This is a genomic window from Kitasatospora arboriphila (assembly GCF_039528095.1).
Taxonomy (GTDB): Bacteria; Actinomycetota; Actinomycetes; order Streptomycetales; family Streptomycetaceae; genus Kitasatospora; species Kitasatospora arboriphila.
Genome location: NZ_BAAALD010000039.1, coordinates 58,269 through 68,008 on the forward strand (window position 1 = coordinate 58,269; position 9,740 = coordinate 68,008).

Sequence of the window (9,740 nt, forward strand, 5' to 3'; positions counted from 1 at the left end):
GACGTCCGTCCGCCGCGGGCCCGGGGCGGACGCGGGCCGACGGTCGGACGACGCGGGTCAGCGGTCGATCGGGGTCCACTCCTCGGCGGTCAGCGCGTACCGCTCGTGGTCGCGCCAGGCGCCTGAGAGGAACAGCATCCGCGGGGTGAAGCCCTCGTGGCGGAAGCCGAGCCGCTCGGCCATGGCGACGGAACGGGCGTTGTCCGGCTGCACGTTGATCTCCAGCCGGTGCAGGCCGAGCCCGCCGCGCTCGCCGGGGGCGAAGCAGCGGTCGACCACCAGCCGCATGCCCTCGGTCATCCGTCCGGTGCCCGCGTAGGGCAGGTAGGAGTCGTAGCCGAGGGCGCCGTTGCAGAACCGGCCCATCACGATGTTGGCCACGTTGCACTTGCCGACGAGCCCGCCGGTGTCGACGTCCTCGATCAGGAAGGTGCGCAGGCCCGGGCCCTGACGGTCCAGCAGCTCGGCGAGGCCGTCCGGTTCGACCGGGTTCCACCGGCCTATGTGATCGGCCGAGCGGCGCACCGCCTCGGCGTACGGGGCCACGTCGTCCGGTCGGGGTTCCCTGATCCTCACTCGCACACCACCATCATCGTGCATGTGTGCGGTGGGACGCCGGGCGGCCCCGGCGATCGGCCACGGCGGGCCCGGGGACGCCGCCGGCCCGCCGCTCCTCGGGGAGGTGCGGCGGGCCGGCGGTCGGGGACCGTCAGAGCAGGTCCTTGAACTCCTTGGGCAGTTCGAAGTCGGACGGGCCCTTGCCCGCGCCGAGGCCGAAGGCGCCGCCCGGCGCGGCCTGCTGGCCCTGGCCGGGGCCGAGCGCGCGGCGCTCGGCGGCGGCCGCCTCCTCCTGGGCCCGCTTCAGCGGGTTGCCGGACTTGCGCTTGCCCTTGGCGACCGGGGCCTTCTTGGCGGAGCGCTTGCCGCCGCCGCCCATCCCGGGAATGCCCGGCATGCCGGGGATGCCCTTGCCCGAGGCCATCGCGGACATCATCTTGCGGGCCTCGAAGAACCGCTCGACCAGGTTGTTGACCTCGCCGACCTGGACGCCGGAACCCTTGGCGATGCGCAGCCGGCGCGAGCCGTTGATCAGCTTCGGGTCGGTGCGCTCGGCGGGGGTCATCGACTTGATGATCGCGCCGACGCGGTCGACGTCCTTGTCGTCGATGTTGTTGATCTGGTCGCGGATCTGGCCCATGCCGGGCAGCATCCCGAGCAGCTTGGAGATCGAGCCCATCTTGCGGACCTGCTCCAGCTGGGACAGGAAGTCGTCCAGCGTGAAGTCCTTGCCGCCGCCCTGCAGCTTGGAGGCCATCTTCTCGGCCTCGGCCTGCGAGAAGGTCTGCTCGGCCTTCTCGATGAGCGAGAGCATGTCGCCCATGCCGAGGATGCGCGAGGCCATCCGGTCCGGGTGGAAGGCGTCGAAGTCGTCGACCTTCTCGCCGTTGGAGGCGAACATGATCTGGCGGCCGGTCACGTGCGCGACCGAGAGCGCGGCACCGCCGCGGGCGTCGCCGTCGAGCTTGGAGAGCACCACGCCGGTGAAGTCGACGCCGTCGAGGAAGGCCTGGGCGGTGGTGACCGCGTCCTGGCCGACCATGGCGTCGACCACGAACAGGACCTCGTCCGGGTCGACCGCGGCCCGGATGTCGGCGGCCTGCTGCATCATCTCGGCGTCGATGCCGAGGCGGCCGGCGGTGTCGACGATGACCACGTCGTACTGCTTCTGGCGGGCGTACTCGATCGAGTCGCGGGCCACCTTCACCGGGTCGCCGACGCCGTTGCCCGGCTCCGGGCCGTAGAAGGCCACGCCGGCGCGGTCGGCCACGACGCCCAGCTGGGTGACCGCGTTGGGGCGCTGGAGGTCGCAGGCGACCAGCAGCGGGGTGTGCTTCTGCTGCTTCAGCCAGTGGCCGAGCTTGCCGGCGAGCGTCGTCTTACCGGCACCCTGCAGACCGGCCAGCATGATGACGGTCGGGCCGCTCTTCGCGTAGCGCAGGCGCCGGGTCTCGCCGCCGAGGATGCTGATGAGCTCCTCGTTGACGATCTTGATGATCTGCTGGGCCGGGTTCAGCGCGCCGGAGACCTCCGCGCCGAGGGCCCGGTCCTTCACCTGCTTGATGAACGCCCGCACCACGGGCAGCGCGACGTCCGCCTCCAGCAGCGCGATCCGGATCTCGCGGGCGGTGGCGTCGATGTCCGCCTCGCTGAGGCGGCCCTTGCCCCGGAGGTTCTTGAACGTCGCTGCGAGGCGGTCGGAGAGAGTGTCGAACACGTCGGTCGCGGGTCCCTTGCGGCATCGGTACGGGTACTGTCGTCGCCCCCAGGGTATCCGGCCGCCCGGCGAACGGTCTCCATCCCGGGATTCCCGCGGGCGCACCGGCTCCCCGGCCGCCCGCGCGGGGCTCAGCCGAGCGCCTCCTGCACCGCTCTGGCCACCTGCACCGCGCGGTCCGCGGCCAGCGGCAGACCCTCCGCGTCGGTGACGTAGAAGGCGTCCACCGCGTCGGCGCCGAGGGTGGAGACGTGCGCGGTGCGCACCCGCACCCCGGCCGCGTCCAGGGCCCGGCCGATCCGGTGCAGCAGGCCCGGCGCGTCGTGCGCGCGGACCTCCAGGATGGTCGCGCTGGAGGACGCGCCGGGGGCGACCGAGACCACCGGGGGCGGGGTGGCGATGCCGCGCCGCCGGGGCGCGGCGGCATCGCGTTCGGCGAGCTTGCGGGCGACGTCCAGCGAGCCCTCCAGGGCCCGGCGCAGGTCGGCGCGGAGCCGGGCCGCCTCCGGCAGTTCGCCGTACTCGGCGGCGACCGTCCAGGAGAGCAGCAGCACCGGGTCGGCGTCGATCGGGTCGAGCTCGCGCAGCGAGGCGGAGCGGACGGTGAGCCGGTGCAGCGCCAGGACGCCCGCGACCGTGCCGAGCAGCCCGGGACGGTCGGGGATGGCCAGGGTGAGCTCGACGCCCATCGGCTCGGTGCCGGTGGTGCCGGTGCTGCCCGTCTCGGTGTGGGCGTGCAGCGAGAGCGCGGGTCCGCCGGTGCGGGCGGCCTCCACGGCGAGCCGTTCCTGCTCGGCGGTCGGGTCGCCGGCCGGCGGGTGGCTGACGCCGCCGGCGAGGCGGGCCGCCGCCCGGGCGACCAGGTTGCCCACCAGCGAGGCGCGCCAGCTGCTCCAGGCGGCCGGGCCGGTGGCGGTGGCGTCGGCCTCGGTCAGGGCGTGCAGCAGCTCCAGGTGCGGCAGGGTGCCGACCACCTTGGTGATCGCGTCGACGGTGGCCGGGTCGTCGGGGTCGCGGCGGGTCGCGGTGTCGACCAGCGTCAGGTGGTGGCGGACCAGCAGAGCGAGGGTGTCGGTGTCGGTCTTGTCGAAGCCCATCCGGGCGGCGACGTCGCGGACGATGACCTCGCCGGCCTCGGAGTGGTCGCCGGGCCAGCCCTTGCCGATGTCGTGCAGCAGTGCGGCGACGAGCAGCAGGTCGGGGCGGGCCACCCGGCGGGTCATCGCGGCGGCCCTGACGGCGGTCTCGATCAGGTGCCGGTCGACCGTCCAGCGGTGCACGGCGTTGCGCTGCGGGCGGCAGCGCACCCGCTCCCAGTCCGGCAGCAGCCGGGTGATCAGCCCCTCGGCCTCCAGCGCCTCCCAGACCGGCAGGCAGGCCTCGCCGGCGCCGAGCAGGGTGATCAGCTGCTCGCGGGCCTCGTCGGGCCACGGCACCGGCAGCGGCCTGGTCTCGGCGGCCAGCCGCCGGACGGTGGCGTAGGCGACGGTGAGGCCGGCCTGCGCGGCCGCGGCGGCGGCGCGCAGCGGCAGCACCGGGTCCTGCGCGGGGCGGGCGCCCTGGGCGAGCACGGCCTCGCCGTCCTGCTCGACGACGCCCTCGGCGAGCGGGCGGCGCTCCACGGCGCCCTTGGCGACCGCGCCGGAGCCGCGGCCGGTGCCGCTGAACGGGAAGGCGATCCGGGAGAGCCGGCGGCCGCGGTTGCTGCGGGCGGCGAGGACGCGGTCCACGGCCCGCCAGGTGACGTCGGAGGCGTAGGTGATGGTGCGGGCGGCCTCGTAGACCTGGCGGAGCAGGGTGTCGGCGTCGAGGACGCCGAGCCGGGCGGCGACCTGGTCCTGGTCCTGCAGGCTGAGGCGCTCGGTGGCGCGGCCGGTGGTGAGGTGCAGGGCGTCGCGGACGTCGGCGAGGCGGGCGGCGGCGGCCTCCAGGCCGTCGCGGGGGGCGTCGGCGAGCCAGGTGGCGGCGATGGCCTTGAGCGCGACCACGTCCCGCAGGCCGCCGCGGGCCTCCTTGAGGTCGGGTTCGAGGAGGAAGGAGAGCTCCCCGTGGCGTTCGGCGCGCTCGGTGCACAGCTGCTGGAGTTCGGGCAGCCGGCCGGCGGCGCCGGCCCGCCAGTCGGCGAGCAGGGTGGAGCGGAGCGAGGCGGTGAGCGCGGCGTCGCCGGCGATGTGGCGGGCGTCCAGCAGGCCGAGCTGCGCCTTGAGGTCGTCCGCGGCGACGGCGCGGGCCTCGTCGAGGGTGCGGACGGCGTGGTCGAGGGCGGCGCCGGAGTCCCAGACCGGGTACCAGATGCGTTCCGGCAGCCGGGGGTCGATCGGGCCGTCGTGCAGCAGCAGGACGTCGAGGTCGCTGCGCGGGGAGAGTTCGCCGCGGCCGTAGCCGCCGACCGCGACGAGCGCGGTGCCGGCGGGTGCGCCGGCGTCCCGGTGGAGGCCCGCGAGCCAGCCGTCGGTGAGCCGGGCGAGGGCGGTGCGGCGGGCGGCGCCGCCGAGACCGGGGTCGGCGAGCAGCCGGGCGCGGGCGGCGCCGTGGTCGTCCGGGCGGGCCGGGTCGGAGGGGTGGGCTTCGGTCGTGGTCACGTCGGAGATCCCATCCGTGGGGCGGGGTGCCGGATACGCGTCCGGCGGACCTGCCGGTGGGCAGGTCCGCCAAGAGCGTGTGGTGCTGATGCTAGAGCGCGTCGGGGCCGCGCTCGCCGGTGCGGACGCGCACCGCCGTGTCGACCGGGACGGCCCAGACCTTGCCGTCGCCGATCTTGCCGGTGCGGGCGGCCTTGACCACGACGTCGATCAGCTGCTCGGCGTCGTCGTCCTCGACGAGGATCTCGATGCGGACCTTGGGCACCAGGTCGACGGTGTACTCCGCGCCCCGGTAGACCTCGGTGTGGCCGCGCTGCCGGCCGTAGCCGCTGGCCTCGGTGACGGTCAGGCCGTGGACGCCGAAGGCCTGCAGGGCCTCCTTCACGTCGTCCAGGCGGTGCGGCTTGATGACTGCGGTGATGAGCTTCATCAGGCGTCGACCTCGGCCTTCTCGGCGGTGCTGGCGGTGGCGGCGGGAGCGGCGGAGACGGCGCGGACGAGGCTGGCGCCGACGGCGGTGAAGTCGTAGGCGGACTCGGCGTGCTCGGCCTGGTCGATGCCGGACACCTCGACCTCCTCGGAGACCCGGAAGCCGATGGTCTTGTGGATGGCCAGGCCCAGGATGCCGGTGACGACGAAGGAGTACGCCGCGACCGCGACGACGCCGAGCGCCTGCTTGCCGAGCTGCTCGAACCCGCCGCCGTAGAACAGGCCCTGGGCGGTCTGGCCGACGTGGCCGGTGGCGAAGAGGCCGATCAGCAGCGAGCCGATGACACCGCCGACGAGGTGGACGCCGACCACGTCGAGGGAGTCGTCGAAGCCGAGCTTGTACTTGAGGCTGATCGCCGCGGCGCAGGCGACACCGGCGATGACGCCGATGGCGATGGCGCCGAGCGCGGAGACCGAGCCGCAGGCGGGGGTGATGGCGACCAGGCCGGCGACCGCGCCGGAGGCGGCGCCCAGGGTGGTGAACGCGCCGTGCTTGATCTTCTCGTAGGCGAGCCAGCCGAGGACGGCGGCGGCGGTGGCCACCTGGGTGTTGAGGAAGGCCATGCCGGCGACGCCGTTGGCGGCCAGCGCGGAGCCGGCGTTGAAGCCGAACCAGCCGAACCACAGCAGGCCGGAGCCGAGCATCACCAGCGGGAGGCTGTGCGGGCGCATCGGGTCCTTCTTGAAGCCGATGCGCTTGCCGAGGATCAGGGCGAGCGCCAGGCCCGCGACACCCGCGTTGATGTGGACGGCGGTGCCGCCGGCGAAGTCGATGACGCCGTTGCGGTCGCCGAGCCAGCCGCCGTTGCCCTTGTCGAAGGCGAACACCCAGTGCGCGACCGGGAAGTAGACGACGGTGACCCAGAGCGCCACGAACAGCGACCAGGCGGTGAACTTGGCGCGGTCCGCGATGGCGCCGCTGATCAGGGCCGGGGTGATGATCGCGAACATCAGCTGGAAGGCGGCGAACCCGGTGACCGGGATGGTGCCGCTGAGGTCGTTCATCCCGATGCCGCGGAAGCCCAGGAAGTCCAGGTTGCCGATGAGGCCGGCGCCGGCGTCCGGCCCGAAGGCGAGGCTGTAGCCGTAGAGGACCCACAGGACGCTGACGATCGCGAGCGTGATGAAGCTCATGACCAGCATGTTGAGGGTGCTCTTTACCCTGACCATGCCTCCGTAGAAGAAGGCCAGACCCGGTGTCATCAACATGACCAGGGCCGCACAGATGAACACAAAGGCGGTATCGCCCGCGCTGAAGCCGTCCGGCATCGGCGTCTCCTCGTGAATGGAAGCCGCTCCACGCCCGGGATCCCTGTCCCGTGCCACCCGGGGTGTCGGCGATGTGAAGGAGAGTGCCGAAGGCTGATTTCGGCCGATGCGGCTCGGTGTTTCGCTGCCGTGACGCAACCGACGGGAGCGTTACGAGCGCGTGAACCACGGCCGTGCCATGACAGATCTTGCGTTACCGTTCCGCCGCTCGGTACAGCGGGTACGGGGTGGTTCACCGACCGTGGGGGCCCGCGGGCCGGAGGGCGGGGGAGCCCGTACGGATACGAGGCCGCACGGACCCCCACGGTCGGGGTCGGGGGGCGAGTGGCCGGAATCCGGCCTCCTCGCGGGTGGCGGTCAGACCGCCGAGGCGAACTCCGGGATGTCCTGCACGACCCGCTCGGCGAGCCGGGAGACCTCGGGCACGCCCTTGTACTGGCGGTTGGCGGCCTCGGTGGTCTTGCGGACGCGGGTGTTCAGCCGCTCGGAGCGGACCTTGGTGGCGATGTCGACGGCCTGCTCGGCCATCACCGCGGCCTGCTCGGGCTCGTTCTGCAGCAGGTGGACGCTGGCCATGCCGATCAGGTTGAAGGCGTAGCTGCGGACGTGGTCGCCGTCCTGGCGGAACAGGTCGACGGCGCGCTCCATCACCGGCGCGGACATCGAGGCGTACAGCTGGCTGCGGCTGGAGTGGTACGCCAGGTCGCGGAAGGAGTGCGCGTTCTCGGCGTTGAGCTCGGCCTCGGAGAAGAAGGTGAGCCAGTTCGGGTCGGCGTCGCCGGTGCGGCAGTCGCTGAAGGTGTCCTCGGCCAGGCGGGCGGCCCGGGCGCAGCGGTTGACCTCGCCGATGGTGGCGTAGGCGCGGGCCTCCATCGCGTACAGCAGCGCCTGCTGGCGGGGGGTGGCGGTGTCGCGGCTGCCGTACTGGGCGAGGTGGATGAGCTCCAGGGCGTCCTCGCCGCGGTTGAGGTGGATCATCTGGCGGCTCATGTCGGTCAGGATGAGGGCGCCGAACGGGCGGTCCCCCGCTTCCTTGGCGGCATGGAGGGCCAGGACGTAGTACTTCTGGGCGCTGGGGTGCATGCCGACGTCGTAGGACATCCAGCCGGCCAGGTGGGCGAGTTCGGCGGTCAGGCGGAAGAGGCGCTTGGTGGTGGGCTCGGGATAGGACTCCTGGAGGAGGTCGGTGACCTCGTGGAGCTGGCCGACCACGGCCTTGCGGCGCAGGCCGCCGCCGTTCTGCGCGTCCCACTGGCGGAACATCACCGTGGTCTGCTCGAGCAGTTGGATCTCGGGCTCGGAGAGCCGGCCGGTGTAGGGCTCGCCGCCGTTGGCGGCGGTGAGGATCGGGGTCGGCGCGCCGCCGGGGCCGGGGGTCAGCCAGCGCTGCATCGGCTCGATCAGGGCGGCGCCGGCGGTCAGGGCGAGCGAGGTGCCGAGGAAGCCGCGGCGGTTGAGCATCAGGTCGCTGCGCGAGTACTCGCTGATCAGCTGGACGGTCTGGTCGCCGCTCCAGGGCAGGTCGACGCCGCCGCCGACGGTCGAGACCGGGACGGCGGCGCGCAGGCCGAGGTCCTCGACGGAGACCACCGAGCCGAAGCGCTCGGAGAACAGCTCGGACATGATCTTCGGGATGGGCTCGCGGGGTTGTTCGCCGTCGAGCCAGCGGCGCACCCGGGAGGTGTCGGTGCTGACGTGGTGGGCGCCGATCTGGCGGGCCCGACGGTTGACCTGACGCGCCAACTCGCCCTTGGACCAGCCGCTTCGGGCGAACCACGACGTCAGCTTCTCGTTCGGTTGCTTCTCTCCCATGGGAACGTCCCCATCCCGCCCGGCCCCGCCTCGGGGCCCGCTCGTGGTGCCCGACCGTCCGGGCGCTTGCTCGACGTACCGTGCCTGCTCGACTGCCGAGGAGGCGGACCCTCGTACTGTGGACGGTCCGCTGTGCTCCGTGTGCCGAACGTAACGTGATTTCCGCCATCCGGGGGAGCACCGCCGAGGAAACGCCACCTTTCGCCACCCCTGAGAGTGAACAAAGAGTGGCCGCGTCGCGCTTCACTGGTAGCCGGTTCGCAGTGACCCCGGCACATGCCCGACGGATGGGCTCCCGCCCTGGGGGCGGATCAACTTCCGCTGATGCTACCGGTTTTGACGGCACCCCAGACGACGGAGGAATCCTCGTGCGACTGCGACCTCCCGGTCTGCGCAGCTCCGGGGCCCGCCGGCTGCTGGAACGCGCCGCACGAATCGGAGCGCATCCACAGGCGCGCGCCTCCGGTGCACCACCCGCACCGCGCGGTCCGTCCGACGCACCGTCACAATCCCGTAACCACCGGCATCCAGAACCTGTTGGGGGAGGCATGGACAACCTGTTCGGCGAACTCCGGCTGCGGCACCTGCGGCTGGCGCCGCGCGGCACCCTGCGGCGCACCAGGGCCACCACCCTCCGGGCGGCCGGCGAGTACACCTCCCGCCTCGGCTGGACGGTCGTCGCGGGGGCGGCCCGCGCCCACCACCGCTCCCCCGGGGTCTGCGACTGCGCCGCCGCGCACTGCGCCGCCCCCGGCCTGCACGCGGTGCCCGGCCCGAAGGCCGCACCCGGCACCCCCGCGGACGAACTGCGCGCGCTGCTGGCCGCGGACGCGCCGGTGCTGCTGCCAGCCGGTCTGCACTTCGACGTGCTGGACGTGCCGGAGCAGCCCGGTCTGCAGGCGCTCGTCCGGCTGGAGCGGATGGGCACCCAGGTCGGGCCGGTGATCGCCTCCCCCGCCGGCCGGCTGCTGTTCTTCGTCGCCCCCGGCACCGCCCCCCGGCTGCCCGAACTGCTCTACCGGACGGGCTGGGACGACGCCTCGCTCGACCTGGTCTGCCACGGTGCGGGCGCGTACGTGGCGGCGCCGCCGACCGTGCTCGGCGGGCTCGGGCCGATGCGCTGGCTGCGCCGCCCGACCAGGGAGAGCGCGGCCTGTCCGCCGGAGGCGCGGCTGCTGCTCGGCACCCTGGCGTACGCCTGCCACCGCGGCCGGGCCCGCGCCTGCGAGCCGGCCTGGCTCGCCTCCTGACCCGAGTCGTACGAAGAGCGGGGGGGCGGGCGCCCGGGGGGGGGGGGGGGGGGGGGGGGGCGT

General features: G+C 73.6%; 7 protein-coding genes. 1 reads left to right on the forward strand and 6 read right to left on the reverse strand.

Annotated elements, in window-relative coordinates; all coding sequences use genetic code 11:
- Positions 1-57: 57 nt before the first annotated feature.
- The 6 genes from ABD353_RS20700 to nsdA all read right to left on the reverse strand — a co-directional run bounded on the left by ABD353_RS20700 (position 58) and on the right by nsdA (position 8,427).
- Complete coding sequence (locus ABD353_RS20700) at positions 58-600, reverse strand: GNAT family N-acetyltransferase (RefSeq protein ID WP_344625136.1); 543 nt, start codon at positions 598-600, stop codon at positions 58-60.
- Between the two features lie 109 nt (positions 601-709).
- Complete coding sequence (ffh, locus tag ABD353_RS20705; protein WP_344625137.1) at positions 710-2,275, reverse strand: signal recognition particle protein; 1,566 nt, start codon at positions 2,273-2,275, stop codon at positions 710-712.
- 131 nt (positions 2,276-2,406) lie between these two features.
- Positions 2,407-4,857, reverse strand: coding sequence for a [protein-PII] uridylyltransferase (locus ABD353_RS20710; protein WP_344625138.1), 2,451 nt, complete (start codon positions 4,855-4,857; stop codon positions 2,407-2,409).
- Positions 4,858-4,948: 91 nt separating this feature from the next.
- Positions 4,949-5,287, reverse strand: coding sequence for a P-II family nitrogen regulator (locus tag ABD353_RS20715; RefSeq protein WP_030275697.1), 339 nt, complete (start codon positions 5,285-5,287; stop codon positions 4,949-4,951).
- Positions 5,287-6,615, reverse strand: coding sequence for an ammonium transporter (locus ABD353_RS20720; protein WP_344625139.1), 1,329 nt, complete (start codon positions 6,613-6,615; stop codon positions 5,287-5,289). Before ABD353_RS20720 ends, ABD353_RS20715 begins: the two co-directional genes overlap by 1 nt.
- Before the next feature lie 357 nt (positions 6,616-6,972).
- Positions 6,973-8,427: a transcriptional repressor NsdA gene (gene nsdA, locus ABD353_RS20725; protein WP_344625140.1), complete on the reverse strand. Its 1,455-nt coding sequence runs from the start codon at positions 8,425-8,427 to the stop codon at positions 6,973-6,975.
- A gap of 548 nt (positions 8,428-8,975) precedes the next feature.
- Between nsdA and ABD353_RS20730 the strand changes: the two genes are divergently transcribed.
- Entirely contained in the window at positions 8,976-9,677 is a 702-nt protein-coding gene (locus ABD353_RS20730) for a bifunctional DNA primase/polymerase (protein ID WP_344625141.1), read from the forward strand.
- Positions 9,678-9,740 lie beyond the last annotated feature (63 nt).

Bases quoted from the DNA above. Each gene is read 5' to 3' on its own strand.
- ABD353_RS20720 (WP_344625139.1), bottom strand. From the start codon at position 6,615: ATGCCGGACGGCTTCAGCGCGGGCGATACCGCCTTTGTGTTCATCTGT.
- ABD353_RS20730 (WP_344625141.1), top strand. From the start codon at position 8,976: ATGGACAACCTGTTCGGCGAACTCCGGCTGCGGCACCTGCGGCTGGCG.
- ABD353_RS20700 (WP_344625136.1), bottom strand. From the start codon at position 600: ATGCACGATGATGGTGGTGTGCGAGTGAGGATCAGGGAACCCCGACCG.
- ABD353_RS20715 (WP_030275697.1), bottom strand. From the start codon at position 5,287: ATGAAGCTCATCACCGCAGTCATCAAGCCGCACCGCCTGGACGACGTG.
- nsdA (WP_344625140.1), bottom strand. From the start codon at position 8,427: ATGGGAGAGAAGCAACCGAACGAGAAGCTGACGTCGTGGTTCGCCCGA.